The 24,105-nt window shown below is 42.2% G+C and carries 42 protein-coding genes and 1 pseudogene; 42 read left to right on the forward strand and 1 reads right to left on the reverse strand.

Annotation, left to right across the window (positions count from 1 at the left end):
* The first annotated feature begins 119 nt into the window (after positions 1–119).
* The 40 genes and pseudogenes from rpsJ to NSS65_RS00925 all read left to right on the forward strand — a co-directional run bounded on the left by rpsJ (position 120) and on the right by NSS65_RS00925 (position 22,080).
* Complete coding sequence (gene rpsJ, locus NSS65_RS00730; RefSeq protein ID WP_003156464.1) at positions 120–428, forward strand: 30S ribosomal protein S10; 309 nt, start codon at positions 120–122, stop codon at positions 426–428.
* 37 nt (positions 429–465) lie between these two features.
* The gene (rplC, locus tag NSS65_RS00735) at positions 466–1,095 is read left to right on the forward strand and encodes a 50S ribosomal protein L3 (protein WP_024425597.1); all 630 of its coding nucleotides are present in this window, start codon (positions 466–468) and stop codon (positions 1,093–1,095) included.
* Positions 1,096–1,122: 27 nt separating this feature from the next.
* Entirely contained in the window at positions 1,123–1,746 is a 624-nt protein-coding gene (rplD, locus tag NSS65_RS00740) for a 50S ribosomal protein L4 (protein ID WP_024425598.1), read from the forward strand.
* Positions 1,746–2,033, forward strand: a complete 288-nt coding sequence (rplW, locus tag NSS65_RS00745; protein WP_003217016.1) for a 50S ribosomal protein L23 — start codon at positions 1,746–1,748, stop codon at positions 2,031–2,033. Before rplD ends, rplW begins: the two co-directional genes overlap by 1 nt.
* 28 nt (positions 2,034–2,061) lie before the next feature.
* A complete protein-coding gene (gene rplB / locus NSS65_RS00750; RefSeq protein WP_024425599.1) occupies positions 2,062–2,895 on the forward strand; it encodes a 50S ribosomal protein L2 in 834 nt (277 codons plus the stop codon).
* 57 nt (positions 2,896–2,952) lie between these two features.
* Positions 2,953–3,231 carry a 30S ribosomal protein S19 gene (rpsS, locus tag NSS65_RS00755; RefSeq protein ID WP_003216920.1) on the forward strand — a complete coding sequence of 93 codons (279 nt, stop codon included), beginning with the start codon at positions 2,953–2,955 and terminating at the stop codon, positions 3,229–3,231.
* A gap of 17 nt (positions 3,232–3,248) precedes the next feature.
* The gene (gene rplV, locus NSS65_RS00760; protein ID WP_007496316.1) at positions 3,249–3,590 is read left to right on the forward strand and encodes a 50S ribosomal protein L22; all 342 of its coding nucleotides are present in this window, start codon (positions 3,249–3,251) and stop codon (positions 3,588–3,590) included.
* Between the two features lie 3 nt (positions 3,591–3,593).
* On the forward strand, positions 3,594–4,250 hold the full coding sequence (gene rpsC, locus NSS65_RS00765) for a 30S ribosomal protein S3 (RefSeq protein ID WP_003217241.1): 657 nt from the start codon (positions 3,594–3,596) through the stop codon (positions 4,248–4,250).
* Position 4,251: 1 nt separating this feature from the next.
* On the forward strand, positions 4,252–4,686 hold the full coding sequence (gene rplP, locus NSS65_RS00770) for a 50S ribosomal protein L16 (RefSeq protein ID WP_003156478.1): 435 nt from the start codon (positions 4,252–4,254) through the stop codon (positions 4,684–4,686).
* Positions 4,676–4,876, forward strand: a complete 201-nt coding sequence (gene rpmC, locus NSS65_RS00775) for a 50S ribosomal protein L29 (RefSeq protein ID WP_003217155.1) — start codon at positions 4,676–4,678, stop codon at positions 4,874–4,876. Before rplP ends, rpmC begins: the two co-directional genes overlap by 11 nt.
* A 25-nt stretch (positions 4,877–4,901) precedes the next feature.
* Entirely contained in the window at positions 4,902–5,165 is a 264-nt protein-coding gene (gene rpsQ / locus NSS65_RS00780; protein ID WP_003216906.1) for a 30S ribosomal protein S17, read from the forward strand.
* Between the two features lie 39 nt (positions 5,166–5,204).
* Positions 5,205–5,573, forward strand: coding sequence for a 50S ribosomal protein L14 (rplN, locus tag NSS65_RS00785; RefSeq protein WP_003216882.1), 369 nt, complete (start codon positions 5,205–5,207; stop codon positions 5,571–5,573).
* A 35-nt stretch (positions 5,574–5,608) separates the two neighbouring features.
* The gene (gene rplX / locus NSS65_RS00790; RefSeq protein WP_008356538.1) at positions 5,609–5,920 is read left to right on the forward strand and encodes a 50S ribosomal protein L24; all 312 of its coding nucleotides are present in this window, start codon (positions 5,609–5,611) and stop codon (positions 5,918–5,920) included.
* A gap of 25 nt (positions 5,921–5,945) precedes the next feature.
* The gene (rplE, locus tag NSS65_RS00795) at positions 5,946–6,485 is read left to right on the forward strand and encodes a 50S ribosomal protein L5 (RefSeq protein WP_003217159.1); all 540 of its coding nucleotides are present in this window, start codon (positions 5,946–5,948) and stop codon (positions 6,483–6,485) included.
* A 22-nt stretch (positions 6,486–6,507) separates the two neighbouring features.
* Entirely contained in the window at positions 6,508–6,693 is a 186-nt protein-coding gene (rpsN, locus tag NSS65_RS00800) for a 30S ribosomal protein S14 (RefSeq protein ID WP_008356542.1), read from the forward strand.
* A 31-nt stretch (positions 6,694–6,724) separates the two neighbouring features.
* The gene (gene rpsH, locus NSS65_RS00805; protein ID WP_007496327.1) at positions 6,725–7,123 is read left to right on the forward strand and encodes a 30S ribosomal protein S8; all 399 of its coding nucleotides are present in this window, start codon (positions 6,725–6,727) and stop codon (positions 7,121–7,123) included.
* A gap of 31 nt (positions 7,124–7,154) precedes the next feature.
* The gene (rplF, locus tag NSS65_RS00810; protein WP_024425602.1) at positions 7,155–7,691 is read left to right on the forward strand and encodes a 50S ribosomal protein L6; all 537 of its coding nucleotides are present in this window, start codon (positions 7,155–7,157) and stop codon (positions 7,689–7,691) included.
* Between the two features lie 32 nt (positions 7,692–7,723).
* Positions 7,724–8,086, forward strand: coding sequence for a 50S ribosomal protein L18 (gene rplR / locus NSS65_RS00815; protein WP_008356544.1), 363 nt, complete (start codon positions 7,724–7,726; stop codon positions 8,084–8,086).
* A gap of 24 nt (positions 8,087–8,110) precedes the next feature.
* Positions 8,111–8,611 carry a 30S ribosomal protein S5 gene (gene rpsE / locus NSS65_RS00820; RefSeq protein WP_007496332.1) on the forward strand — a complete coding sequence of 167 codons (501 nt, stop codon included), beginning with the start codon at positions 8,111–8,113 and terminating at the stop codon, positions 8,609–8,611.
* A gap of 13 nt (positions 8,612–8,624) precedes the next feature.
* The gene (rpmD, locus tag NSS65_RS00825) at positions 8,625–8,807 is read left to right on the forward strand and encodes a 50S ribosomal protein L30 (RefSeq protein ID WP_003217067.1); all 183 of its coding nucleotides are present in this window, start codon (positions 8,625–8,627) and stop codon (positions 8,805–8,807) included.
* Between the two features lie 30 nt (positions 8,808–8,837).
* Positions 8,838–9,278, forward strand: a complete 441-nt coding sequence (rplO, locus tag NSS65_RS00830; RefSeq protein ID WP_003216888.1) for a 50S ribosomal protein L15 — start codon at positions 8,838–8,840, stop codon at positions 9,276–9,278.
* 1 nt (position 9,279) lies between these two features.
* The gene (gene secY / locus NSS65_RS00835; protein ID WP_007496334.1) at positions 9,280–10,572 is read left to right on the forward strand and encodes a preprotein translocase subunit SecY; all 1,293 of its coding nucleotides are present in this window, start codon (positions 9,280–9,282) and stop codon (positions 10,570–10,572) included.
* A gap of 55 nt (positions 10,573–10,627) precedes the next feature.
* A complete protein-coding gene (locus tag NSS65_RS00840; protein ID WP_034283883.1) occupies positions 10,628–11,281 on the forward strand; it encodes an adenylate kinase in 654 nt (217 codons plus the stop codon).
* Positions 11,278–12,024, forward strand: a complete 747-nt coding sequence (gene map / locus NSS65_RS00845; protein ID WP_003217210.1) for a type I methionyl aminopeptidase — start codon at positions 11,278–11,280, stop codon at positions 12,022–12,024. Before NSS65_RS00840 ends, map begins: the two co-directional genes overlap by 4 nt.
* A gap of 45 nt (positions 12,025–12,069) precedes the next feature.
* Positions 12,070–12,358, forward strand: a pseudogene (locus tag NSS65_RS00850) (RNA-binding protein).
* Positions 12,336–12,554 carry a translation initiation factor IF-1 gene (gene infA / locus NSS65_RS00855; protein ID WP_003217190.1) on the forward strand — a complete coding sequence of 73 codons (219 nt, stop codon included), beginning with the start codon at positions 12,336–12,338 and terminating at the stop codon, positions 12,552–12,554. Before NSS65_RS00850 ends, infA begins: the two are co-directional and overlap by 23 nt.
* A gap of 31 nt (positions 12,555–12,585) precedes the next feature.
* Entirely contained in the window at positions 12,586–12,699 is a 114-nt protein-coding gene (rpmJ, locus tag NSS65_RS00860; protein WP_003156543.1) for a 50S ribosomal protein L36, read from the forward strand.
* 21 nt (positions 12,700–12,720) lie between these two features.
* Positions 12,721–13,086, forward strand: a complete 366-nt coding sequence (rpsM, locus tag NSS65_RS00865; protein ID WP_003217023.1) for a 30S ribosomal protein S13 — start codon at positions 12,721–12,723, stop codon at positions 13,084–13,086.
* 20 nt (positions 13,087–13,106) lie between these two features.
* A complete protein-coding gene (gene rpsK / locus NSS65_RS00870) occupies positions 13,107–13,502 on the forward strand; it encodes a 30S ribosomal protein S11 (RefSeq protein ID WP_003217231.1) in 396 nt (131 codons plus the stop codon).
* Positions 13,503–13,677: 175 nt separating this feature from the next.
* Positions 13,678–14,622 carry a DNA-directed RNA polymerase subunit alpha gene (locus NSS65_RS00875; RefSeq protein ID WP_003217009.1) on the forward strand — a complete coding sequence of 315 codons (945 nt, stop codon included), beginning with the start codon at positions 13,678–13,680 and terminating at the stop codon, positions 14,620–14,622.
* A gap of 75 nt (positions 14,623–14,697) precedes the next feature.
* Positions 14,698–15,060 carry a 50S ribosomal protein L17 gene (rplQ, locus tag NSS65_RS00880; protein WP_003216944.1) on the forward strand — a complete coding sequence of 121 codons (363 nt, stop codon included), beginning with the start codon at positions 14,698–14,700 and terminating at the stop codon, positions 15,058–15,060.
* A gap of 126 nt (positions 15,061–15,186) precedes the next feature.
* Positions 15,187–16,029, forward strand: coding sequence for an energy-coupling factor ABC transporter ATP-binding protein (locus tag NSS65_RS00885; RefSeq protein ID WP_008356549.1), 843 nt, complete (start codon positions 15,187–15,189; stop codon positions 16,027–16,029).
* On the forward strand, positions 16,005–16,874 hold the full coding sequence (locus NSS65_RS00890; protein ID WP_039175989.1) for an energy-coupling factor ABC transporter ATP-binding protein: 870 nt from the start codon (positions 16,005–16,007) through the stop codon (positions 16,872–16,874). The genes NSS65_RS00885 and NSS65_RS00890 overlap by 25 nt, the downstream gene beginning before the upstream one ends.
* Positions 16,871–17,668: an energy-coupling factor transporter transmembrane protein EcfT gene (locus NSS65_RS00895; RefSeq protein WP_034283880.1), complete on the forward strand. Its 798-nt coding sequence runs from the start codon at positions 16,871–16,873 to the stop codon at positions 17,666–17,668. Before NSS65_RS00890 ends, NSS65_RS00895 begins: the two co-directional genes overlap by 4 nt.
* A gap of 11 nt (positions 17,669–17,679) precedes the next feature.
* Positions 17,680–18,423, forward strand: a complete 744-nt coding sequence (gene truA / locus NSS65_RS00900; protein ID WP_034283879.1) for a tRNA pseudouridine(38-40) synthase TruA — start codon at positions 17,680–17,682, stop codon at positions 18,421–18,423.
* A 166-nt stretch (positions 18,424–18,589) separates the two neighbouring features.
* Positions 18,590–19,027 (forward strand): 50S ribosomal protein L13, encoded by a 438-nt coding sequence (rplM, locus tag NSS65_RS00905; protein WP_003217042.1) that lies wholly within the window; start codon positions 18,590–18,592, stop codon positions 19,025–19,027.
* 20 nt (positions 19,028–19,047) lie between these two features.
* The gene (gene rpsI, locus NSS65_RS00910) at positions 19,048–19,440 is read left to right on the forward strand and encodes a 30S ribosomal protein S9 (protein ID WP_039175996.1); all 393 of its coding nucleotides are present in this window, start codon (positions 19,048–19,050) and stop codon (positions 19,438–19,440) included.
* Between the two features lie 176 nt (positions 19,441–19,616).
* Positions 19,617–20,141: a GNAT family protein gene (locus tag NSS65_RS00915; RefSeq protein ID WP_326135439.1), complete on the forward strand. Its 525-nt coding sequence runs from the start codon at positions 19,617–19,619 to the stop codon at positions 20,139–20,141.
* Positions 20,142–20,418: 277 nt separating this feature from the next.
* Positions 20,419–20,892, forward strand: coding sequence for a GNAT family N-acetyltransferase (locus NSS65_RS00920; RefSeq protein WP_326135438.1), 474 nt, complete (start codon positions 20,419–20,421; stop codon positions 20,890–20,892).
* Positions 20,893–21,000: 108 nt separating this feature from the next.
* Complete coding sequence (locus NSS65_RS00925; RefSeq protein ID WP_326135437.1) at positions 21,001–22,080, forward strand: serine hydrolase; 1,080 nt, start codon at positions 21,001–21,003, stop codon at positions 22,078–22,080.
* A gap of 36 nt (positions 22,081–22,116) precedes the next feature.
* Here the strand turns inward: NSS65_RS00925 and NSS65_RS00930 are convergent, their stop codons facing one another.
* On the reverse strand, positions 22,117–22,686 hold the full coding sequence (locus NSS65_RS00930; RefSeq protein ID WP_326135436.1) for a DUF4825 domain-containing protein: 570 nt from the start codon (positions 22,684–22,686) through the stop codon (positions 22,117–22,119).
* Between the two features lie 152 nt (positions 22,687–22,838).
* Between NSS65_RS00930 and NSS65_RS00935 the strand changes: the two genes are divergently transcribed.
* Together NSS65_RS00935 and cwlD are read left to right on the forward strand one after the other, a co-directional pair.
* Positions 22,839–23,282, forward strand: coding sequence for a DUF2521 family protein (locus NSS65_RS00935; protein WP_034283869.1), 444 nt, complete (start codon positions 22,839–22,841; stop codon positions 23,280–23,282).
* A 58-nt stretch (positions 23,283–23,340) separates the two neighbouring features.
* Complete coding sequence (gene cwlD / locus NSS65_RS00940) at positions 23,341–24,054, forward strand: N-acetylmuramoyl-L-alanine amidase CwlD (protein ID WP_034283867.1); 714 nt, start codon at positions 23,341–23,343, stop codon at positions 24,052–24,054.
* Positions 24,055–24,105 lie beyond the last annotated feature (51 nt).

Consider the following 24,105-nt stretch of genomic DNA (forward strand, 5'->3'; position numbering starts at 1 on the left):
CTTTGACTGCGATGAAGTGAGAGGTTGCTGACACACCCGGCCGCTTTGCCATGGCGAGGTGATCAGGTTTTTCTCACGGAGAACTGTCTAACGTAAGTAGGCGAAAAGGAGGGAAAATAATGGCAAAACAAAAAATTCGTATTCGTTTAAAAGCATATGATCATAGAATTCTTGATCAATCTGCTGAGAAGATTGTTGAAACGGCTAAGCGTTCTGGTGCTAGTGTATCTGGTCCAATTCCGCTTCCAACTGAAAAATCAGTTTACACAATCCTTCGTGCGGTGCATAAGTACAAAGATTCTCGTGAGCAATTCGAGATGCGTACTCACAAACGTCTAATCGACATCGTGAATCCAACTCCGCAAACAGTTGATGCACTTATGCGTTTAGATTTACCATCTGGTGTAGATATCGAAATCAAACTTTAATTCAAATAGAAAACACATATTATAGGAGGTGTGACGAATGACCAAAGGAATCTTAGGTAGAAAAATTGGTATGACGCAAGTATTCGCAGAAAACGGTGATCTTATCCCTGTAACTGTTGTTGAGGCTGCTGCTAACGTTGTTCTTCAAAAGAAGACTGTTGACACGGATGGCTATGAAGCAATCCAAATCGGTTTTGATGACAAACGTGAAAAGCTTTCTAACAAACCAGAGAAAGGCCACGTTGCTAAAGCGGAAACTGCTCCTAAGCGCTTCGTAAAAGAATTACGCGGTGCGGAGTTAGATGCGTATGAAGTTGGTCAGGAAGTCAAAGTTGATATTTTCGCAAATGGAGATATCGTAGATGTAACAGGAACATCAAAAGGTAAAGGATTCCAAGGGGCTATCAAACGCCACGGACAATCACGCGGACCAATGACTCACGGTTCACGTTACCACCGTCGTCCTGGTTCAATGGGACCTGTTGATCCAAACCGTGTATTCAAAGGTAAACTTCTTCCAGGTCGTATGGGCGGAGAGCAAATTACTGTCCAAAACCTTGAGATCGTTAAAGTTGATGCAGAACGCAATCTTCTATTGATCAAAGGAAACGTACCAGGAGCTAAAAAATCTCTAGTAACTGTAAAGAGTGCAGTTAAATCTAAATAACTCTCTTAGGAAAGGAGGAAACAAGTCATGCCAAAAGTAGCATTATATAACCAAAACGGTTCTACTAACGGTGAAATCGAATTAAACGCTTCTGTGTTTGGAATCGAGCCAAACGAAAGCGTAGTATTCGATGCTATTCTTATGCAAAGAGCTTCCTTACGTCAAGGAACTCACAAAGTAAAAACTCGTTCTGAAGTACGTGGCGGAGGTCGTAAGCCTTGGAGACAGAAGGGTACAGGTCGTGCTCGTCAAGGTTCTATCCGTTCACCACAATGGCGCGGAGGCGGTATCGTATTCGGTCCAACACCACGCAGTTATTCTTATAAATTACCTAAAAAAGTTCGCCGCTTGGCTATCAAGTCAGTATTGTCTTCTAAAGTAATCGACAACAACATCATCGTTCTTGAAGATCTGACTCTTGATGCAGTGAAAACGAAAGAATTCGCAGGCATCCTTAAAGGATTATCTGTCGAGAAGAAAGCGTTGATCGTCACTGCGGATGCAAACGAAACAGTTGCTTTATCTGCTCGTAACATCCCTGGAGTAACAGTTGTTGAAGCTAACGGTATCAACGTTCTTGACGTTGTCAACCACGACAAACTTCTGATCACTAAAGCAGCGGTTGAAAAAGTAGAGGAGGGACTTGCATAATGAAAGATCCTCGTGATGTTCTAAAGCGCCCTATCATTACTGAACGTTCTGCTGATCTAATGACAGAGAAGAAGTACACGTTCGAAGTTGATGTCAGAGCTAACAAAACAGAAGTGAAAGACGCTGTTGAAGAAATCTTTGGAGTGAAAGTTGAGAAAGTCAACGTTCAAAACTACAAAGGAAAATCAAAACGCGTTGGACGCTACACTGGTATGACTAGCCGTCGCAGAAAAGCGATCGTGAAATTAACTGCTGACAGCAAAGAAATCGAAATTTTTGAAGCGTAAATCTTAAAAAGAAGGAGGGAAATTCAAAATGGCGATTAAAAAGTATAAACCAACCAGTAATGGTCGTCGTGGCATGACTACTTCAGATTTTGCTGAAATCACGACTGACAAACCAGAAAAATCGTTGCTTGCACCGCTACACAAAAAAGGCGGACGTAACAACCAAGGTAGATTGACTGTTCGTCATCAAGGTGGCGGTCACAAGCGTCAATACCGTATCATCGACTTTAAGCGTGATAAAGACGGTATACCTGGACGCGTTGCTACAATCGAGTATGATCCAAACCGTTCAGCTAACATCGCTCTTGTAAACTATGCAGATGGTGAGAAACGTTACATTCTTGCTCCGAAAGGAATCCAAGTTGGTACTGAAGTTACTTCTGGACCAGAAGCTGACATCAAACCAGGTAATGCTCTTCCACTTATCAACATCCCAGTTGGTACAGTTGTGCATAACATTGAATTAAAACCAGGTAAAGGTGGACAATTAGTTCGTTCTGCTGGTACTTCTGCTCAAGTTCTTGGTAAAGAAGGTAAATACGTTCTTGTACGTTTGAACTCAGGAGAAGTTCGCATGATTCTTTCTGCTTGCCGTGCGACTATCGGTCAAGTTGGAAACGAGCAACACGAATTAATCAACATCGGTAAAGCTGGACGTTCTCGCTGGAAAGGCGTACGCCCAACAGTTCGTGGTTCTGTAATGAACCCTAACGATCACCCACACGGTGGTGGTGAAGGACGCGCTCCAATCGGACGTAAATCACCAATGTCTCCATGGGGTAAACCGACTCTTGGATTCAAGACTCGTAAGAAAACCAACAAGTCTGATAAATTCATTGTACGTCGTCGTAAAAACAAGTAACGGGGTTGTCTACGGTTCATTTAGGACCGTAGTTCAATCACGAAGGGAGGTTCCACAATGGCTCGCAGCTTAAAAAAAGGACCATTTGTTGATGATCATTTGATGGCTAAAGTCGAGAAATTGAATGAAACTGACAAAAAGCAAGTCGTAAAAACTTGGTCTCGTCGTTCTACAATTTTCCCACAATTCATCGGTCACACAATCGCTGTCTATGATGGACGCAAACATGTACCTGTTTTCATTTCTGAAGATATGGTAGGTCACAAATTGGGCGAATTCGCACCAAGCCGTACTTACAAAGGTCATGCTAGTGACGATAAAAAAACAAGACGCTAATGAGAGGAGGCTTTTAAATGCAAGCTAAAGCTGTCGCAAGAACAGTCCGTATTGCTCCTCGTAAAGCACGTCTAGTAATGGACCTGATCCGAGGTAAGCAAGTAGGAGAAGCAGTTTCTATCTTAAACCTTACACCTAAGGCTGCTTCACCAATTATTGAAAAAGTATTAAAATCTGCTATCGCAAACGCTGAGCACAACTACGAGTTGGACGCTAACAGCCTAGTGATTACTCAAGCATTCGTTGACGAAGGTCCAACACTTAAGAGATTCCGTCCACGTGCTATGGGTCGTGCGAGCGCAATTAACAAACGTACTAGCCACATTACAATCGTTGTATCAGAAAAGAAGGAGGGATAATCCGTGGGTCAAAAGGTAAATCCAGTAGGTCTTCGTATTGGCGTCATTCGTGATTGGGAATCTAAATGGTTCGCAGGAAAAGATTACGCTGACTTCTTACATGAAGACTTGAAAATCCGTGAATTCATCAGCAAGCGTTTGTCTGACGCGTCTGTTTCTAAAGTTGAAATCGAACGTGCTGCAAACCGCGTAAATATCACAATCCACACGGCTAAACCAGGTATGGTAATTGGTAAAGGCGGATCTGAAGTTGAAGCACTTCGTAAAGCTCTTAACAGCCTAACTGGCAAACGTGTACACATCAACATTCTTGAAATCAAGAGAGCAGATCTTGATGCTCAGCTAGTTGCTGAAAACATCGCTCGTCAACTTGAAAACCGTATTTCATTCCGTCGTGCACAAAAACAAACAATCCAACGCACAATGCGTGCTGGAGCACAAGGAATCAAAACAATGGTTTCTGGTCGTCTTGGCGGTGCAGATATTGCTCGTTCTGAATATTACAGTGAAGGTACTGTTCCATTGCACACACTTCGTGCTGACATCGACTATGCTACTGCTGAAGCTGACACTACTTATGGTAAGCTTGGCGTAAAAGTATGGATCTATCGTGGAGAAGTCCTTCCAACTAAGAAGAATACTGCGGAAGGAGGAAAATAATATGTTATTGCCAAAACGCGTGAAGTATCGCAGAGAACATCGTGGAAAAATGCGTGGTCGTGCAAAAGGCGGTACTGAAGTACATTTCGGTGAGTACGGTATCCAGGCTCTTGAAGCTTCTTGGATCACAAACCGTCAAATCGAAGCTGCTCGTATTGCTATGACTCGTTACATGAAACGTGGCGGTAAAGTTTGGATTAAAATTTTCCCTTCTAAGCCATACACAGCTAAACCTCTAGAGGTCCGCATGGGTTCCGGTAAAGGTGCTCCAGAAGGATGGGTAGCTGTAGTAAAACCGGGCAAAGTTTTATTTGAAATTTCTGGTGTGTCTGAAGAAGTTGCTCGTGAAGCTCTTCGTCTTGCATCTCACAAATTGCCAATTAAAACGAAGTTCGTAAAACGTGAAGAAATTGGTGGTGAATCAAATGAAAGCTAATGAAATTCGTGACCTTACCACTGCTGAAATTGAACAAAAAGTAAAGTCTCTTAAAGAAGAACTTTTCAATCTTCGTTTCCAATTAGCGACTGGGCAGCTTGAAAATACTGCTCGCATTCGTGAAGTGCGTAAATCAATCGCACGCATGAAAACTGTGATTCGTCAAAGAGAAATCGCTGCTAATAAATAATAATTAGAGGGGAGGCCCCGCAAACATGAGCGAACGTAACCAACGTAAAGTGTATCAAGGTCGTGTTGTTTCTGACAAAATGGATAAAACCATCACTGTTGTAGTTGAAACATACAAAAAGCATTCACTTTATGGCAAACGTGTAAGATACTCTAAGAAGTTCAAAGCACATGATGAAAACAACCAAGCAAAAATCGGAGACATCGTAAAGGTCATGGAAACTCGTCCTTTATCTGCGACTAAACGCTTTCGTCTAGTTGAAGTTGTCGAAGAAGCCGTTATTATCTAATAAAGTTCGGATTTCTTTTTCCGAAAGGAGGTAACATTAATGATTCAACAGGAGACTCGTTTAAAAGTAGCTGACAATTCTGGCGCACGCGAAGTACTAACGATTAAAGTTCTTGGTGGCTCTGGACGTAAAACGGCTAACATCGGTGATGTCATTGTTTGTACGGTTAAACAAGCAACACCTGGAGGCGTTGTCAAAAAAGGTGAAGTTGTGAAAGCAGTTATCGTTCGTACTAAGAGCGGAGCTCGCAGAAACGATGGATCTTACATCAGTTTCGACGAAAATGCATGTGTCATCATTCGTGACGACAAGAGCCCACGTGGAACTCGTATCTTCGGACCAGTAGCACGTGAACTTCGTGAAAACAACTATATGAAAATTGTTTCTCTAGCACCAGAAGTACTTTAATGAATACAATCCGCGACTCAAGGAGGTGCGATTAAATGCATGTTAAAAAGGGCGATAAAGTAGTGGTTATCTCTGGTAAAGATAAAGGTAAACAAGGTGTCATCCTTGCTGCTTTCCCTAAAAAGGAACGTGTTTTAGTAGAAGGTATTAACCTTGTGAAAAAACACTCTAAACCAACCCAAGCTAACCCTCAAGGCGGAATTTCTGAACAAGAAGCGCCGATCCACGTATCAAACGTAATGCCGCTTGATCCTAAAACGGGTGAAGTGACACGTGTTGGGTATAAAGTTGAGGACGGAAAGAAAGTCCGTGTAGCGAAAAAATCTGGGCAAGTTCTAGATAAATAGTAAATAAGGAAGGGAGGTCTTTCTCATGAACCGCCTTAAAGAAAAGTATGTAAAAGAAATTACACCTGCATTAGTTTCTAAGTTTGAATACAAATCAGTAATGCAAGTGCCAAAAATCGAAAAAATCGTGATCAACATGGGTGTTGGTGACGCTGTTCAAAACGCTAAAGCAATCGATACTGCTGTTGAAGAATTAACGTTTATCGCTGGTCAAAAACCTGTCGTTACTCGTGCGAAGAAGTCTATTGCTGGATTCCGTCTACGTGAAGGAATGCCAATCGGTGCGAAAGTAACACTTCGCGGAGAGCGCATGTATGATTTCCTTGATAAACTTATTTCTGTGTCTTTACCACGTGTACGTGACTTCCGCGGGATTTCTAAGAAATCTTTCGACGGTCGTGGAAACTACACGCTTGGTATTAAAGAACAGTTAATCTTCCCAGAAATTGATTACGATAAAGTAACAAAGGTCCGCGGTATGGATATCGTTATCGTTACTACTGCCAATACGGACGAAGAAGCACGTGAGTTATTAACTCAAGTAGGTATGCCGTTCCAGAAATAATCAATGAAAGGGAGGCGAAATCGTGGCTAAAAAGTCTATGATTGCGAAACAACAACGCAAACAAAAGTTTAAAGTTCAAGAGTATACGCGCTGCGAACGATGTGGTCGTCCACATTCAGTTATTCGTAAGTTTAAACTTTGCCGTATTTGTTTCCGCGAACTTGCATATAAAGGACAAATTCCTGGCGTTAAAAAAGCCAGCTGGTAATCCCCATAAATGGGAAGGAGGTTATTAAATAATGGTTATGACAGATCCGATTGCAGATTTGCTGACTCGTATTCGCAATGCGAACATGGTACGTCATGAGAAGCTAGAAGTACCGGCTTCAAAAATCAAAAGAGAAATTGCTGAAATCTTAAAGCGTGAAGGTTTTATCCGTGACGTTGAGTACGTCGAAGACAGCAAACAAGGAATTATCCGTTTGTTCCTTAAATACGGCCAAAACAACGAACGTGTTATCACTGGTCTTAAAAGAATCAGTAAACCTGGTTTACGCGTATATGCGAAATCAAATGAAGTACCACGTGTACTTAACGGACTTGGAATCGCAATTATTTCTACATCACAAGGTGTTTTATCGGACAAAGAAGCCCGTGCTAAACAAGCTGGTGGAGAAGTACTTGCTTACGTATGGTAAAAAAAGTTTAAGATGAATGGAGGTGCTTGGTATGTCTCGTATAGGTAAAAAACTAATCGAGATCCCTTCAGGAGTTACTGTGACAAACAACGATAACACAGTGACAGTAAAGGGACCAAAAGGTGAACTAACTCGTGCATTTCACCCTGATATGGAAATTAAAATTGAGGACAACGTCTTAACTGTAAGCCGTCCGTCTGAAAATAAAGAACACCGTGCATTACATGGTACAACACGTAGCTTGATTGCAAACATGGTTGAAGGTGTATCTAAAGGTTTCGAAAGAGGTTTAGAACTTATCGGTGTCGGTTACCGTGCAGCTAAATCTGGAAACAAACTTGTTCTTAACGTTGGATACTCTCATCCAGTTGAAATCGTTCCTGAGGCTGGAGTTGAAATCGAAGTTCCATCTCAAACGAAAGTAATCATTAAAGGTATCGATAAAGAGCGTGTAGGAGCTCTAGCTTCTAACATCCGCGCTGTCCGTGCTCCAGAGCCTTACAAAGGTAAAGGAATTCGTTACGAAGGTGAATTCGTTCGCCGTAAAGAAGGAAAAACTGGTAAGTAAGATCGCTTAATGTGAAGAAAGGAGTGACTCGGATGATTACGAAAACTAGCAAAAACGCTACTCGTCTTAAAAGACATGCTCGTGTTCGTGCGAAACTTTCAGGTACTGCTGAAAGACCTCGCCTTAACGTTTTCCGTTCTAACAAGAATATCTACGCTCAAGTAATTGATGATGTTAACGGTGTAACACTTGTAAGTGCTTCTACTCTTGATAAAGAGTTAAAGATCGAGAATAGTTCTGACACTGCAGCTGCTACGAAAGTTGGCGAACTTGTTGCAAAACGTGCTGTTGAAAAAGGAATCTCTAACGTGGTATTTGACCGCGGAGGATACCTATATCATGGACGTGTAAAAGCTCTAGCTGAAGCTGCTCGTGAGGCTGGACTTAAATTTTAATAAAAGAAGGAGGGACACATCCGAATGAGTCGTATTGACCCAAGCAAATTAGAGTTAGAAGAACGCTTAGTTACGGTTAACCGCGTAGCGAAAGTTGTTAAAGGTGGACGTCGTTTCCGTTTTGCAGCTTTAGTTGTTGTCGGTGACAAAAACGGTCATGTAGGTTTCGGTACTGGTAAAGCACAAGAAGTACCAGAAGCGATCCGCAAAGCTGTTGAAGATGCGAAAAAGAATTTAATTGAAGTACCAATGGTTGGAACTACAATTCCACATGAAATCATCGGTCGATTCGGTGCAGGAAACGTTCTATTGAAGCCTGCTTCAGAAGGTACAGGAGTTATCGCTGGAGGCCCAGTTCGTGCGGTACTTGAGCTTGCTGGTCTAGCTGATATCCTTTCTAAATCTCTAGGTTCTAATACACCGATCAACATGATCCGCGCAACACTTCAAGGTTTAAGTGAGCTTAAACGTGCTGAAGATGTAGCGAAGCTTCGTGGAAAATCTGTAGAAGACCTGTTAGGATAAGGAGGGAACAATAATGGCAAATAAATTAGAAATTACCCTCAAACGCAGTGTAATCGGTCGCCCTGAAGATCAGCGTGTCACTGTTCGTACTCTTGGTCTTAAGAAAACAAACCAAACAGTCGTACATGAAGACAATGCAGCGATCCGCGGCATGATTAACAAGGTGTCTCATTTAGTTTCTGTTAAAGAACAATAAAACATTTTTAATCGATAAGGAGGTGCCCAAATGAAACTTCATGAATTGAAGCCTTCAGAAGGTTCACGTAAAGTACGCAACCGTGTTGGTCGTGGTATTGGATCAGGTAACGGTAAAACTTCTGGTAAAGGTCATAAAGGTCAAAACGCTCGTTCTGGCGGCGGTGTACGCCCTGGTTTCGAAGGTGGTCAGATGCCTTTATTCCAACGCCTTCCAAAACGTGGTTTTACAAACATCAACCGTAAAGATTACGCGGTAATCAACTTAGACAGATTAAACAGTTTTGACGAAGGAACGGAAGTAACTCCTGAACTTCTTCTAGAGACTGGTGCAATAAGCAAGTTAAAAGCAGGAGTAAAAATTCTTGGCAACGGTAAATTAGAAAAAAAATTAACTGTAAAAGCCAATAAATTCTCTGCTTCTGCGAAAGAAGCGATTGAAGCTGCTGGCGGTACAGCCGAGGTGATCTAACTTGTTTAAGACAATCTCCAATTTTATGCGCGTGAAAGATATACGGAATAAGATTATATTCACACTTTTAATGTTAGTCGTCTTTCGTATAGGTGCTTTCATCCCTGTGCCTAATGTGAACGCCGAAGTTCTCCAGGCACAGGATCAAATGAGTGTTTTCGGAATCCTCAACACGTTTGGGGGCGGGGCACTTTTCCAATTCTCCATTCTTGCAATGGGGATTATGCCGTATATCACTGCTTCGATCATCATTCAGCTCTTGCAGATGGATGTTGTTCCGAAGTTTACTGAGTGGTCAAAGCAAGGAGAGGTTGGCCGCCGAAAATTAGCACAATTCACAAGGTATTTTACAATTGTTCTAGGATTTATCCAGGCGCTAGGAATGTCATATGGATTTAACAATATGGCAGGAGGCATGCTGATTGAAAACCCTGGTGTTTCAACGTATCTCTTAATTGCGGTCGTACTCACTGCGGGAACAGCATTTTTAATGTGGCTGGGTGAGCAGATTACTGCTCACGGTGTTGGTAACGGTATTTCGATTATTATCTTTGCCGGTATCATCGCTGGTATCCCTCAAACATTAAAACAAGTGTACGCTCAACAATTTGTAGGTGGAGATGGACAGCTGTTCATGCAAATCCTTAAAATTGCCCTTATTGTCATTGCCATTCTTGTCATTGTTATCGGTGTTATTTACATTCAAATGGCAGTGAGAAAGATTGCAATTCAATATTCAAAGGGAACTGGCCGTGCACAAATGTCTGCTAGTCAAGCAACGCACCTTCCATTAAAAGTGAATCCAGCAGGGGTGATTCCAGTCATCTTTGCCGTTTCTTTCATTATTACTCCGCAGACGATCGCATCGTTCTTCGGAACCAATAATGTGACAACTTGGATAACCAACAACTTTGACTATACTAAGCCAATCGGTATGACGATTTATGTAGCACTGATTGTTGCTTTCACATATTTTTATGCCTTTGTCCAAGTCAATCCTGAACAAATGGCTGAAAATCTGCAAAAGCAGGGTGGCTATATCCCGGGAGTTCGTCCAGGGAAAATGACTCAAGATAGAATTACGAGCATTTTGTACCGACTCACGTTTGTGGGCGCCATTTTCTTAGCCGTGATTTCAATACTTCCTATCTTTTTCATTCAATTCGCTGGATTACCTTCCGCTGCACAAATTGGCGGCACAAGTCTTCTCATTGTTGTAGGTGTTGCACTTGAAACAATGAAACAGCTTGAAAGCCAATTAGTGAAACGAAATTACCGTGGATTTATGAAATAAAACAGAGGGCTGGGCAGCTGCCCAACCTCTCTAAGTAAGGAAGGGGAAATCCGAAATGAACTTAGTCTTAATGGGGCTTCCGGGTGCTGGTAAAGGCACTCAGGCAGAACGAATTGTTGATGATTATGGGATTCCTCATATCTCAACAGGAGATATGTTCCGCGCTGCTATGAAAGAGGAGACACAACTTGGGCTCGAAGCAAAATCCTTTATCGATAAAGGAGAGCTTGTTCCTGATGAGGTCACAATCGGTATTGTTAGAGAAAGACTTGGCAAAAATGATTGTGAACAAGGTTTTCTTCTGGACGGATTTCCGCGAACAGTCGCTCAGGCTGAAGCTTTAGAAGAAATTCTAAAGGACCTTGGCAGAACGATTGATTATGTCATTAATATTAAAGTCGATAAAGATGCTTTGATGGAGCGTCTGACTGGCCGAAGAATTTGCAAAAATTGCGGAGCAACATATCATTTAGTATTCAATCCACCTGCGAAAGAAAATGTTTGCGACAAGTGTGGAGGCGAGCTTTATCAACGTGCAGATGATAATGCAGAAACCGTTTCGACTAGACTTGAAGTAAACTTAAAGCAGACTGAACCTTTACTGAACTTCTATTCAGAAAAAGGATATCTTGTAAACATTGATGGTGCGAAGCACATTAACGATGTGTATGCAGATATCAAGGACCTGCTTGGAGGATTAAATAAATGATTATCTGTAAAACTCCTCGCGAGCTTGAGATTATGAGAGAAGCTGGACGTATTGTCGCACTGACTCATGAAGAGCTGAAGAAACATATAAAACCAGGTATTTCGACAAAAGAATTGGATCAAATTGCCGAACGTTTTATTACAAAGCAGGGTGCAATCCCATCTTTTAAAGGGTATAATGGTTTTCGCGGGAGCATTTGCGTTTCGGTGAATGAAGAACTCGTTCACGGTATTCCTGGTAAACGGGTTTTACGTGATGGTGACATCATTAGTATCGATATTGGCGCAAAGTTAAATGGCTATCATGGTGACTCTGCTTGGACTTATCCAGTTGGGGTAATCAGTGATGAAGACCGCAAACTACTGGAAGTCACAGAGGAATCTCTATATAAAGGCTTACAGGAAGCAAAGCCAGGCGAACGTCTGTCGAACATTTCCCATGCCATACAAACGTATGTTGAAAATGAAAATTTTTCAGTTGTTAGAGAATATGTTGGACATGGGGTCGGACAGGATCTTCATGAGGACCCTCAAATTCCTCATTATGGTCCGCCCAACAAAGGCCCGCGGCTAAAACCTGGGATGGTGTTGGCCATCGAACCGATGGTGAACGCAGGCAGCCGATATGTGAAAACATTGGCTGATAACTGGACGGTTGTAACGGTTGATGGGAAAAAGTGTGCTCATTTTGAGCATACGATTGCGATTACAGATACAGGTTTTGATATACTGACTAAGATTTAGGTCTTCACTGAAGCCTTTCAGGCCCAAATCGGGCAGGTTGTCTGTATAGTCCAAAGAAAGAACAAGATCAGTATACAGGTGTCATCGGCATGTTCGTTGGCTGCCATGTACTAATCGCAGACGGAGAAAAGCGTAAATTTCATTCTCCTAAGAAAAAATATCAATCATATAACCTTTTATGATTGCGTATCTCCGGAAGTTCAGAACAGTATATTCAAAACAGGTCGGGTGATAGATGAACAATTGAGAGATTCTCATTTGGACATTTGTCAGAGAGCAAGTTACTGATTTGAAGAAGGGAGAACACTTGAATGGCGAAAGACGATGTAATTGAAGTGGAAGGTACTGTAGCAGAAACTTTGCCAAACGCAATGTTCAAAGTTGAACTAGAGAATGGTCATACAGTTTTGGCTCATGTATCAGGAAAAATCCGTATGCACTTCATTCGCATTTTACCTGGAGACAAAGTTACGGTAGAATTATCTCCATATGACTTAACTCGTGGTAGAATTACGTACCGTTACAAATAAAGCAACTCCGGAAGAAGGAGGTTGGAAACACATGAAAGTGAGACCATCTGTTAAACCTATCTGTGAAAAATGTAAAGTGATTCGCAGAAAAGGAAAAGTAATGGTGATCTGTGAAAACCCAAAACATAAACAAAAACAAGGCTAATAACAAGGAGGTGCCCAAATCATGGCTCGTATTGCTGGTGTAGATATTCCACGTGATAAGCGTGTTGTCATTTCTTTAACATATGTTTTTGGAATTGGTCGTACGACTGCGCAACAAGTCCTTAAAGAAGCAGGTGTTTCTGAAGACACTCGCGTTCGCGATCTAACTGAAGACGAACTTGGTAAAATCCGTGATATCATTGACAAACTTAAAGTAGAAGGTGACCTTCGTCGTGAAGTTTCACTTAACATTAAGCGTCTAATTGAAATCGGAAGCTACCGCGGAATCCGTCATCGTAGAGGACTTCCTGTTCGTGGACAAAACACAAAAAACAACGCGCGTACTCGTAAAGGTCCGCGTCGTACTGTAGCTAACAAGAAAAAATAAGTAAAGGAGGTAGTTAAAGAATGGCTGCTGCTCGTAAACAAAATACGCGTAAACGTCGCGTGAAAAAGAATATTGAAGCTGGAATCGCTCATATCCGTTCCACTTTCAACAACACGATTGTAACGATTACTGATGTTCATGGAAACGCAATTTCTTGGTCAAGTGCTGGTGCATTAGGATTCAGAGGTTCTCGTAAATCTACTCCTTTCGCTGCACAAATGGCTGCTGAAACTGCTGCTAAAGGTTCTATCGAACATGGTCTTAAAACACTTGAAGTAACTGTTAAAGGTCCTGGTTCTGGTCGTGAAGCTGCAATTCGTGCACTTCAAGCTGCAGGTCTTGAAGTTACTGCAATTAGAGACGTAACTCCAGTTCCTCATAACGGATGCCGTCCACCAAAACGTCGCCGCGTGTAATTTGTTTGTATAGATTTTGTGTCCCTGTCAATAATGGGTTATGATACAGTTATTTATGAGACGAATACACGACTCGTTGCCTGAGCACATACGGGACTAAACAATGAGGAATTTCGGATGGAATCTCATATGATTCTATTCGAGGTTTCGACGTTTTGAAGGAGGGTTTTATTAGATGATCGAAATTGAAAAACCAAAAATCGAAACGGTTGAAATCAGCGACGATGCCAAGTATGGCAAGTTTGTCGTAGAGCCACTTGAGCGTGGATATGGTACCACTTTAGGGAACTCCCTTCGTCGTATCCTTTTATCCTCACTTCCTGGTGCAGCTGTAACATCGATCCAGATAGATGGTGTCTTACACGAATTCTCAACGATCGAAGGCGTGGTTGAAGATGTTACAACGATTATCTTAAACATTAAAAAGCTTGCACTCAAAATCTACTCTGAAGAAGAGAAGACGCTTGAAATTGATGTACAAGATGAAGGTACTGTAACAGCTGCTGATATTACACACGACAGCGATATTGAAATCTTAAATCCAGATCTTCACATCGCAACTCTTGGCAAGAATGCGAGCTTCCGTGTTCGCTTAACTGCACAAAGAGGTCGCGGGTATAATCCTGCTGATGCAAACAAAAGAGACGATCAGCCAATCGGTGTGATTCCGATCGACTCAATCTATACACCTGTATCTCGTGTGACTTATCAAGTGGAGAACACCCGTGTTGGGCAAATCACAAACTATGATAAATTAACACTAGATGTATGGACTGATGGAAGCACAGGACCGAAAGAAGCGATCGCTCTAGGTTCTAAGATTTTAACTGAACACCTGAATATTTTCGTTGGGTTAACTGACGAAGCTCAGCATGCTGAAATCATGGTTGAGAAAGAAGAAGACCAAAAAGAAAAAGTGCTTGAAATGACAATTGAAGAGCTTGATCTTTCTGTTCGTTCTTACAACTGTTTGAAGCGTGCGGGTATTAACACTGTTCAAGAGCTTGCTAACAAGACAGAAGAGGATATGATGAAAGTTCGTAACCTTGGACGTAAATCTCTTGAAGAAGTGAAAGCGAAACTAGAAGAACTTGGACTGGGTCTTCGTAAAGACGATTGACTAGTTTCATTGTGAACTAGGATTTTCGTGTGTTTTTTATTCATACAGCATCTCTAATTAAGGAGGGGACATCACATGGCATACAGAAAGCTAGGACGCACTAGTGCACAACGTAAAGCAATGCTTCGTGACCTAACGACTGATTTGATCATCAACGAACGCATCGAAACAACTGAAACACGTGCGAAAGAACTTCGCTCTGTAGTTGAAAAAATGATCACTCTTGGCAAACGCGGAGATCTTCATGCTCGCCGTCAAGCTGCAGCTTACATTCGTAATGAAGTAGCTAACGCTGAAACAAACCAAGATGCACTTCAAAAATTATTCGCTGACGTTGCAACTCGCTACGAAGATCGCCAAGGTGGATACACTCGTATCATGAAGCTTGGACCTCGTCGCGGCGATGGCGCACCAATGGCTGTCATTGAATTAGTTTAATCACATATCGTGTATCTAAGAAAGGGCGGGACAGTTCATAACTGGATCTATGCCCTTTTTTAGGTACTACGGCTTTTTTTAGGAATAAGCAAAGAAGAGGTTGAGCTGAGAGGAGGTCCGGTAGAGATGGGGAAGACATTAATTGACGTAAAGGACATTGTATTTCGTTATCACAAGGATGCGGACAAGCCCGCTTTAGATCAAGTGTCACTGCATGTGAATCAAAATGAATGGCTCGCCATTGTTGGTCATAACGGTTCAGGTAAATCCACACTTGCCCGTGTGCTGAATGGGCTCATTTTACCGGATGCTGGTACGGTCAAGGTTGGAGAGATTGAGCTCAAAGAAGAAAGTGTTTGGGATATTCGCAAAAAGGTCGGAATGGTCTTTCAAAACCCAGATAACCAATTTGTGGGCTCAACAGTTCGTGATGATGTGGCTTTTGGTTTAGAAAATAACGGGGTTGAGCGGGAATTGATGATAGAACGTGTAGATTGGGCTGTCAAACAGGTCAATATGCAGGAGTTTCTTGATCAAGAGCCGCACCATCTATCAGGCGGGCAGAAGCAGAGAGTCGCCATTGCAGGTGTGCTTGCCGCAAGCCCTGACATCATGATTTTGGATGAAGCAACATCAATGCTTGATCCGATTGGCCGTGAAGAAGTGTTAGAGACTGTTAGACTATTGAAGGAACAAGGAACAGTCACAGTCATTTCCATCACACATGATTTAGACGAGGCTGCCAAAGCAGACCGCGTCATTGTGATGAATGGCGGGAAGAAATTTGCTGAGGGAACGCCAGAGGAAGTATTTGAACTAGATGAACAGCTGGTTCAGATTGGACTTGATCTGCCATTCTCCTATCGATTGAGCAAGCAATTGAAGCAGCAAGGTGTGCCGCTTGCAAATGCCCATTTGACACAAGAAGGATTGGTGAAAGAGCTATGGACATTACGATCAAAGAATTAGAGCATCGTTATCAAATGAAAACGCCGTTTGAGCGTCTCGCTTTGTATGATGTCAATGCTTCCATCAAAGAGGGCAGCTATGTCGCTGTCATTGGTCATACGGGCTCTGGTAAGTCTACATTGCTGCAGCATTTAAATGGATTGCTCAAACCAACGAAGGGGAGCATTGCGCTTGGAGAGACAGTTTTACAAGCCAATAAAAAGCAGAAGGATATGAAACCCCTCCGGAAAAAGGTAGGCATCGTGTTTCAGTTTCCTGAGCATCAGCTCTTTGAGGAAACCATCCTCAAGGATATCTGCTTTGGCCCGATGAACTTCGGTGTTCCTCAAGAGAAGGCAGAAGCGAAGGCGAAGGAGATGCTGAAACTGGTTGGTCTTCCTGAGTCCCTATTATCTCGATCTCCCTTTGAACTAAGCGGCGGTCAAATGAGACGTGTGGCGATTGCAGGCGTTTTAGCGATGGAGCCAGAAGTGCTTGTGCTTGATGAGCCGACTGCTGGGCTGGATCCACGCGGGCGGAAGGAAATCATGGACATGTTCTATGACCTTCATCAAAAGGCAAACCTCACCACGATTCTGGTCACACACAGTATGGAAGATGCCGCTCATTATGCGGATCAAATGATTGTGATGCATAAAGGGACAGTGAAGGCGACAGGTACGCCGAGAGAGTTGTTTGCCAATCGTACAGACATGTCTTCGTTTGGTCTCGACCTCCCAGAAACGATTAAATTCCAGCAGACTGTAGAAGAAAAGCTTGGTATTACGTTTCCAAGGCCGCTTCTGACGATGGATGAAATGGCAGAAGCCTTAACAGCTCTTTATCAGGAGGACACGACATCATGATGGATAGTATGATTATCGGCAAATATGTGCCAGGTTCATCCTTTGTCCATCGTCTTGATCCAAGGACAAAGCTGTTATCAATTTTCTTTTTTGTCTTTATTGTTTTTTTTGCTAATAATTACATCACTTACGGGCTTTTAGGTGTCTTTACCATCCTTGTGGTGATGGTTTCTCAGGTGCCGCTATACTTTATTCTCAAGGGAATGAAGCCGATCCTATGGATTGTCCTGTTTACCTTTATTCTGCATATTTTCATGACAAAGGATGGCGCCTTGCTATTCCATTTTGGTTTTCTGAATATTTATGAAGAAGGTTTAAAGCAAGGAATATTCATTTCACTCCGTTTTGTCTATCTCATCATGATGACGACACTTCTTACGTTAACTACAACGCCTATAGAAGTGACAGACGGGATGGAGAAGCTTCTGCACCCATTCCGTAAAATCAAACTGCCTGTTCATGAGCTTGCTCTCATGATGTCCATCTCTCTTCGGTTTATTCCGACGTTATTAGAAGAGACGGATAAAATCATGAAGGCACAAATGGCACGAGGTGTTGATTTTACAAGCGGGCCTTTAAAGGATCGCATGAAAGCCATCGTTCCTTTGCTTGTTCCGCTTTTCGTCAGTGCGTTTAAGCGTGCAGAAGAACTGGCGACCGCGATGGAAGCGAGAGGCTACCGCGGGGGAGAAGGACGGACGAAGTACCGTCAGCTTGTCTGGGGCATGAAGGACACGTTCACGCTGCTTTTATTCATCTTGTTAACAGCACTCCTTGTGCTGCTTAGAAATTAGGTGATTCCTAGATGAAGGTCAAATGTACCGTATCCTACGATGGGACACATTTTAAAGGCTATCAGGTGCAGCCAGGGCAGCGAACCGTTCAGACGGAGATAGAGTCAGCCCTTGCAAGAATGCACAAACAGGATGAACTGATTCCGATTGTGGCTTCCGGCCGGACGGACAGCGGTGTCCATGCAAAGGGACAGGTCATCCATTTTGACACCCCGCTCTCGATCCCGATGGAGAGATGGCCTTTTGCCCTTAACAGCTTGCTGCCGGATGATATCCGTGTTCTAAAGGCTGAGGAGGTCGATGACTCGTTTCATGCCAGATTTGGTGTTGTTTCGAAGGAGTACCGTTATAAGGTCTCAACGGAAACACACCAAAATGTGTTCACGAGACAGTATGCCTGCCACTATCCTTACCGGCTGGATATCGATAAAATGAGAGAAGCCGCTGAGCACCTGATTGGGACGCATGACTTTACAAGCTTCTGTGCGGCCAATACGGAGGTTCAGGACAAGGTGAGGGTTATTTATGCCCTTGAGTGGAAAAACGTCTCAGACGGGCTTGAAATGCGTGTGAGAGGGAATGGCTTTTTATACAACATGGTGCGGATTATCGCTGGAACGTTGCTTGAAATCGGTTCTGGTAAATTTCACCCTGAGGAGATAAAAGCTATGCTTGCCGCCCGAAATCGCGAAGCGGCAGGCAAGACTGCGCCTAGTCACGGACTGTATTTATGGGAAGTTTTCTATGACAACTAAACCAGGTGTAACATGTTCTTGACACAGGAAGCAGAAAGTTATAAGATATCATATGGTATGTATTTCAACCCCACAAATAAGCCCCGGAAGACTTATCTTGTGTTTTGAAATAGAACGTAGCATTTGATTCAAGGAAAATTCATTGATTTATTTAGGAGGGAAACTCATGCGTACAACACCAATGGCGAACGCAAGCACAATTGAGCGCAAATGGCTAGTTGTTGATGCGGCAGGCAAGACTCTAGGTCGTCTTTCTACTGAAGTAGCATCACTTTTGCGCGGTAAGCACAAACCAACTTATACACCACACGTTGATACAGGTGATCACGTCATCATCATCAATGCTGAGAAAATTGAATTAACAGGTAAGAAATTGACGGACAAAATTTACTACCGTCACACGATGCACCCAGGCGGTTTGAAACAAAGAACTGCTCTTGAGATGCGTACAAACTACCCTGAGAAAATGCTGGAGCTTGCTATCAAAGGTATGCTTCCAAAGGGTCCACTAGGTCGTCAAATGTTCAAAAAATTAAATGTGTACCGTGGTTCTGAGCATCCACATCAAGCACAACAACCTGAAGTTTACGAACTTCGCGGTTAATTATAAGGGAGGTTAACAATTTGGCACAGGTTCAATATTACGGTACAGGTCGTCGTAAAAGTTCTGTAGCGCGCGTTCGCTTAGTTCCAGGTGAAGGCCGTATCGTCGTTAATAATCGTGAAATTACTGAATACATTCCATTCGCTGCTTTAATCGAAGACGTGAAACAGCCTTTGAACATCACAGAAACAGCTAACAGCTACGATGTTCTTGTAAATGTTCACGGTGGTGGATTCTCTGGTCAAGCTGGAGCAATTCGTCACGGTATCTCTCGTGCTCTTCTAGAAGTAGATCCTGAGTACCGTACATCACTTAAACGTGCTGGACTTCTTACTCGTGACCCACGTATGAAAGAGCGTAAGAAATACGGTCTTAAAGGCGCACGTCGCGCACCTCAGTTCTCAAAACGTTAATCAATTTTATATTGTATGGACGTTTTACAAAGGTTTGTTACAGACAAACCTTATAAAAAAAGCATCAGCATCCTGCTGGTGCTTTTTTATTTGTGTTTTTTTCTGTTTGGAAACATATAAAATAGGATCATAGCAAGGTTTTTGTTTAAAAAACGAAGTCTATGGAGGGGTGTCATATGAATCTAACAACAGAAAGATGTATCATTCGATCATTTGCTGAGGATGATTGGCATGATGTTTATGCATATACATCTGATCCGGCGGTGATGAAGTATATTCCGGAAGGTGTTTTTTCTAAAGAAGATGCGAAGGAGTTTGTCAAAAATAATTGTCATGAAAATGCTAAGTATGTCGCTGTCCTATTAAAAGAAGATCAAACATGCATCGGGCATATCGTGTTCCATTCTTACTTTGGTGAGCACACATATGAGATTGGCTGGGTCTTCAATCCTGCCTATCAAAACAAGGGCTATGCATCAGAAGCGGCGTATGCTGTCTTGCATCATGGTTTTCACACACTAAACTTACATCGGATCATTGCCACTTGTCAGCCTGAGAATGTGCCATCGTGGAGAGTGATGGAGAAAATGGGGATGAGGAGAGAGGGGTATTTTAAAAAATGTATACCACAAGGAAATGAGTGGTGGGATGAGTTTTACTATGCCATCTTACAAGAGGAATGGTTCGTGAAGAGGGCTTGATAAGTTTTCATGATATGAAGTAATTCACCATTTCAAATATCACTCCGCTTTCGATGTTGATATAATCAGATCAAATAAGCAGAAGAGGGACTTCGCCATGAGGATCTTTGAAGCATTTCTTATCATTGAGTTTTCCCATTCAAGAAAACCAAGGGTACACACTGCCGCCTAGTTATGTTGTTAAAAAAAGCAGCTGATCAAATCTTATAGAAAAACGGCTGCAATTGGTATTTTGGTAAGTGAAGATAGTTTACGTCCATCCCAGGAGGTGCTTTCATTGAATTTAAATCAATTGACATTGAGAGAAGCTGAGCAAGAAGATCTCGACAAAATCGTCTTCATGCTTTCAGATGATAAGTTAGGTCAAAAGAGAGAGCGTTACACTCGCCCATTATTAGAAAGTTATATCAAAGCCTTTCGTTCAATCGATGCTGATCCAAATATTGAACTCATTGTTGCGTGTGACCAGGAAGAAGCAGTTGGTGTTCTTCAGTTAACCATGACGCCATTTCTTACACATCAAGGGGGATGGAGAGCATCCATCGAAGGAGTTCGTACGGCTTCGAGTCATAGAGGAAAAGGAGTCGGTTCGCTGCTTATAAAGTGGGCCATTCAACGCGCAAGCGACCGCGGCTGTCATATGATTCAACTGACAACAGATAAACAGAGGCCAGAAGCACGCCATTTTTATGAGAAATTAGGATTTGAAGCCACTCATGAAGGAATGAAGCTGCATTTGCCTCATGAATAAGGATATCAAGAAGCGGAGGATTCACGTACCTCTGCCTTTTTTGTGCCTTTATTAGGAATATTTGCTATATTTAATATATAAATCCTCTGTTATTTGGAAAGGAGAAACATGTTACTCAAAATCGGTCTAGTTGTCATAGGTGTGGTCATACTTTACGTGGTGGTTCAAGTCTTGCTGTATAAAAGAGATATGAAGAAAACGAAGGAAGATCTTTTGACATTTGTCACAAAAAACAAAAAGGACGTTTCAGTGACAATCATTGAAAATGATGATGTGGTGTTAGAATGGAATGCTGATCAAAAAACGCCACTTGCAAGTACGGTGAAATTAGTGGTTTTATTTCATTTTGTTAAAGCTGTATCGAGCGGCGCCATCAAGCTAGAGGAAAAAGTGGCATTGTCTGATATAGAGCGGTTTTATATTGATAGAACAGACGGTGGTGCGCACGCGTACTGGCTGGAGGTCAATGATTTTTCTGAGCATGCGGCTTTATTAGATGTTGCCAAAGGGATGATGCAATTCAGTTCGAATGCTTGTACGGATTATTTGATTGACCGGCTGGGCTTAGAAAGAATCAATGATCAGATGAAACAAGCAGGTCTTACAGAACATGATAAACTCATGCCGCTCACGCCAATGATTTTGTGGTCCGCTTATGTATCTGATCGTCGGCGGGATGCATTCAAGAAAATGAGCGGTGTATCCGAAGAACAATACAAATCTCTAATGAATGAGATTTTTAATATCATGAAAAATGACCCAGAGCATAAAAAGGCGTTAGAAGAAAAAATGAAAAAAAAGAACTTATTAGGCTGGCGTATTCAATCATTACTGACGCAAAAGTTGACAAAGTCTACAACCAATCAATATGCACATTTTATGAAACGTCTCCAGGATGAGCTGTTAACAATAGAAGAAAAGAGTCTTTTTAGCCAAATCGTACTGGGAGAAACATTGAAAAAGGAAACAGATCAATATCTTTGGTATAAAGGCGGAGCAACATTGTTCGTTTTCACAGGTGCTTTATATCGAAGAACAGATACATCCTCTATATCCATTTCTCTTTTTATCAATGATCTGAAAGCGAACAATTCTCACTGGATTGGGGGAGTATTCAACGAATTTATGCTTACTGCAGCAGTGGATCAAAACTTTCGACAACACTTGATACAGGCTTTCACTACATAAACATCAAAAAACAGAGGGAAACACCCCTCTGTTTTATTATTTCTGCATTGGAAACGCTTTGTATACATCTTGGCGTTTCTTTTTTGACTTCACAACTCCATCAACCAGTTCCTTTTGCCAAAGCGCTGTATCGTCTTTGTACTTTTTAAAAGGGTGAGGGAGTTTTTTTTCTATCTGTTTTCTTTTAAACGTGACGGACGGCTCGTCTTTCGAGCTCATGTTAAGTGTCACTTGCTCTACGTTATCGACCAGAATAAAAAGTGCGATGGCGTTGTATAAATACGTTTTTTCGATCGTATCCTTTTGATCAAACCAGAAGGCGTCAAACTGTTCTTCTGTATAGCCTGCATTTTCTTTTACTCCATACGTGACGTCTAATGCTTTCCCATCGATGATTTCAAATTCACGAATGACGCCTCCAGGAAGATCTGATAAGATTTCACGAATGGCTGAATTGTCACCGAGATACGTGTTTTTGTGTGTTGAAAGTTGTTTTAAGGATATGTCTGCTATTCCTTTCATATCGCTCTTTTTCTCGCTGGCTTGACTGCTGCATGCAGATAGGACGACTGTAAGTAGCAGCAGGATATACATCCATTTCTTCATTGATTTTGCCCCTTTATCATTCTTTCTATATGTAAATGTCTATTTTATCACAATTTTCCATTCCGATCGTTCACAGGCCGTCATTTCCATTTACTGAACTGCATGTTTTGTTCAAACCAACGAACAATACAAAGAAAAAAGGAGTTCAGTCCATGGCAGAAGTGCTTTCATTTTATCAACTGAAAACAAAACGAGATGTCACGCTTGAAAAGAAGCTTTTGCGTACATTGTCTCTTCAACAAGTAACGGCTGCTTCCGAGAAATTCACAAAGAAGCTGTTTCCATTTGCAGATGATCCAGCTGGTATTATGAGTGATGGCTGCATCGATTTCGCCATTGAAGCTTTCTTAGCTGGCGGGAGATACGGTGAGTCGAGTAAATACGGCGAATCATTCGACGATATCAAAAAGCGGTCCTTTCAGGAGGAAGCTGAGCTGATTGAAGAGCTGGCAGGATGCTTGCAATCGTGGGGGAATATGTTCCGTATGGAGCGGAAGATGTCATGTTTATATCCATTTGCAAAGGATTTTTTAAGCATGTGGTGGCAGGAAGGCTTTCGTGAATCAGAAAAAAGACACAAGCTTCGGCTGCACTAAGCATATTTCCAGTCCTTGTCCCATATCTATAAAATAATGGTGTATGGGAGGGACAGGGATGAAAAGAAAGCTGAAGTGGACAGGGTTTTTAATTGGGTTTATTGTCCTCTTATTCTTATTCAGGTTTCAATTTCTAAATGATGATTCATGGAAATCGTGGAATTTGCCTCTAAGCGGGAAGATCATCTATTTAGATCCGGGGCACGGCGGTCCAGATGGAGGGGCTGTAGGAGGGGAGCTGCTTGAGAAAGAGATTGCACTGGATGTATCCATGAAGATACGTGACTATTTGCAGGAGCAGGGAGCGCTTGTTCTCATGACCCGAGAGGATGATTCTGATTTATCATCAAAGAATACAAGGGGATATGCCCGAAAGAAAGCGGAGGATTTAAGGAACCGCGTCAAAGTCATCAATGAATCTGAAGCGGATCTCTATTTAAGCATTCATTTAAATGCGATACCATCAAACAAATGGAGCGGGGCTCAGACGTTTTTTTACGGAAAGTATGAAGAAAATGAAAAGGCAGCGAAGTTCATTCAAGATGAATTGCGCAGGAATCTTGAAAACACAGATCGAAAGGCGAAGCGGATTAATGGCATTTATTTAATGCAAAATGTCACAAAGCCAGGAGCTCTTGTGGAAATTGGATTTCTCTCCAACCCGAAAGAGGCTGGCCAGCTGGCAACACCTAAATATCAGGATCAAATTGCTGCCTCTATTTATAAAGGGATTTTAAGATATTTAACAGAGCAAAAAGAGCCGCCTGAATAAGGGGCTTTTTCCTTTTGATCGCAGGCAAACAGGACAGACATTGTAAGGATA

It is taken from the genome of Bacillus sp. FSL K6-1006 (assembly GCF_038593175.1).
In the GTDB taxonomy this organism is placed as follows: Bacteria; Bacillota; Bacilli; order Bacillales; family Bacillaceae; genus Bacillus; species Bacillus safensis.

Coding starts and splice junctions, on each gene's coding strand:
- rplM (WP_003217042.1), top strand. CDS start 18,590: ATGCGTACAACACCAATGGCGAACGCAAGCACAATTGAGCGCAAATGG.
- rplO (WP_003216888.1), top strand. CDS start 8,838: ATGAAACTTCATGAATTGAAGCCTTCAGAAGGTTCACGTAAAGTACGC.
- rpsJ (WP_003156464.1), top strand. CDS start 120: ATGGCAAAACAAAAAATTCGTATTCGTTTAAAAGCATATGATCATAGA.
- rplP (WP_003156478.1), top strand. CDS start 4,252: ATGTTATTGCCAAAACGCGTGAAGTATCGCAGAGAACATCGTGGAAAA.
- rpsS (WP_003216920.1), top strand. CDS start 2,953: ATGGCTCGCAGCTTAAAAAAAGGACCATTTGTTGATGATCATTTGATG.
- cwlD (WP_034283867.1), top strand. CDS start 23,341: ATGAAAAGAAAGCTGAAGTGGACAGGGTTTTTAATTGGGTTTATTGTC.
- rpsQ (WP_003216906.1), top strand. CDS start 4,902: ATGAGCGAACGTAACCAACGTAAAGTGTATCAAGGTCGTGTTGTTTCT.
- NSS65_RS00840 (WP_034283883.1), top strand. CDS start 10,628: ATGAACTTAGTCTTAATGGGGCTTCCGGGTGCTGGTAAAGGCACTCAG.
- NSS65_RS00935 (WP_034283869.1), top strand. CDS start 22,839: ATGGCAGAAGTGCTTTCATTTTATCAACTGAAAACAAAACGAGATGTC.
- map (WP_003217210.1), top strand. CDS start 11,278: ATGATTATCTGTAAAACTCCTCGCGAGCTTGAGATTATGAGAGAAGCT.
- rplR (WP_008356544.1), top strand. CDS start 7,724: ATGATTACGAAAACTAGCAAAAACGCTACTCGTCTTAAAAGACATGCT.
- rplB (WP_024425599.1), top strand. CDS start 2,062: ATGGCGATTAAAAAGTATAAACCAACCAGTAATGGTCGTCGTGGCATG.
- rplD (WP_024425598.1), top strand. CDS start 1,123: ATGCCAAAAGTAGCATTATATAACCAAAACGGTTCTACTAACGGTGAA.
- rplX (WP_008356538.1), top strand. CDS start 5,609: ATGCATGTTAAAAAGGGCGATAAAGTAGTGGTTATCTCTGGTAAAGAT.
- NSS65_RS00915 (WP_326135439.1), top strand. CDS start 19,617: ATGAATCTAACAACAGAAAGATGTATCATTCGATCATTTGCTGAGGAT.
- rplE (WP_003217159.1), top strand. CDS start 5,946: ATGAACCGCCTTAAAGAAAAGTATGTAAAAGAAATTACACCTGCATTA.
- rpmJ (WP_003156543.1), top strand. CDS start 12,586: ATGAAAGTGAGACCATCTGTTAAACCTATCTGTGAAAAATGTAAAGTG.
- rplW (WP_003217016.1), top strand. CDS start 1,746: ATGAAAGATCCTCGTGATGTTCTAAAGCGCCCTATCATTACTGAACGT.
- rplV (WP_007496316.1), top strand. CDS start 3,249: ATGCAAGCTAAAGCTGTCGCAAGAACAGTCCGTATTGCTCCTCGTAAA.
- rpsE (WP_007496332.1), top strand. CDS start 8,111: ATGAGTCGTATTGACCCAAGCAAATTAGAGTTAGAAGAACGCTTAGTT.
- infA (WP_003217190.1), top strand. CDS start 12,336: ATGGCGAAAGACGATGTAATTGAAGTGGAAGGTACTGTAGCAGAAACT.
- rplC (WP_024425597.1), top strand. CDS start 466: ATGACCAAAGGAATCTTAGGTAGAAAAATTGGTATGACGCAAGTATTC.
- rplN (WP_003216882.1), top strand. CDS start 5,205: ATGATTCAACAGGAGACTCGTTTAAAAGTAGCTGACAATTCTGGCGCA.
- NSS65_RS00895 (WP_034283880.1), top strand. CDS start 16,871: ATGATGGATAGTATGATTATCGGCAAATATGTGCCAGGTTCATCCTTT.
- NSS65_RS00890 (WP_039175989.1), top strand. CDS start 16,005: ATGGACATTACGATCAAAGAATTAGAGCATCGTTATCAAATGAAAACG.
- rpmC (WP_003217155.1), top strand. CDS start 4,676: ATGAAAGCTAATGAAATTCGTGACCTTACCACTGCTGAAATTGAACAA.
- rpsH (WP_007496327.1), top strand. CDS start 6,725: ATGGTTATGACAGATCCGATTGCAGATTTGCTGACTCGTATTCGCAAT.
- rpsM (WP_003217023.1), top strand. CDS start 12,721: ATGGCTCGTATTGCTGGTGTAGATATTCCACGTGATAAGCGTGTTGTC.
- NSS65_RS00925 (WP_326135437.1), top strand. CDS start 21,001: ATGTTACTCAAAATCGGTCTAGTTGTCATAGGTGTGGTCATACTTTAC.
- NSS65_RS00885 (WP_008356549.1), top strand. CDS start 15,187: ATGGGGAAGACATTAATTGACGTAAAGGACATTGTATTTCGTTATCAC.
- rpmD (WP_003217067.1), top strand. CDS start 8,625: ATGGCAAATAAATTAGAAATTACCCTCAAACGCAGTGTAATCGGTCGC.
- rpsK (WP_003217231.1), top strand. CDS start 13,107: ATGGCTGCTGCTCGTAAACAAAATACGCGTAAACGTCGCGTGAAAAAG.
- NSS65_RS00875 (WP_003217009.1), top strand. CDS start 13,678: ATGATCGAAATTGAAAAACCAAAAATCGAAACGGTTGAAATCAGCGAC.
- rplQ (WP_003216944.1), top strand. CDS start 14,698: ATGGCATACAGAAAGCTAGGACGCACTAGTGCACAACGTAAAGCAATG.
- rplF (WP_024425602.1), top strand. CDS start 7,155: ATGTCTCGTATAGGTAAAAAACTAATCGAGATCCCTTCAGGAGTTACT.
- truA (WP_034283879.1), top strand. CDS start 17,680: ATGAAGGTCAAATGTACCGTATCCTACGATGGGACACATTTTAAAGGC.
- NSS65_RS00930 (WP_326135436.1), bottom strand. CDS start 22,686: ATGAAGAAATGGATGTATATCCTGCTGCTACTTACAGTCGTCCTATCT.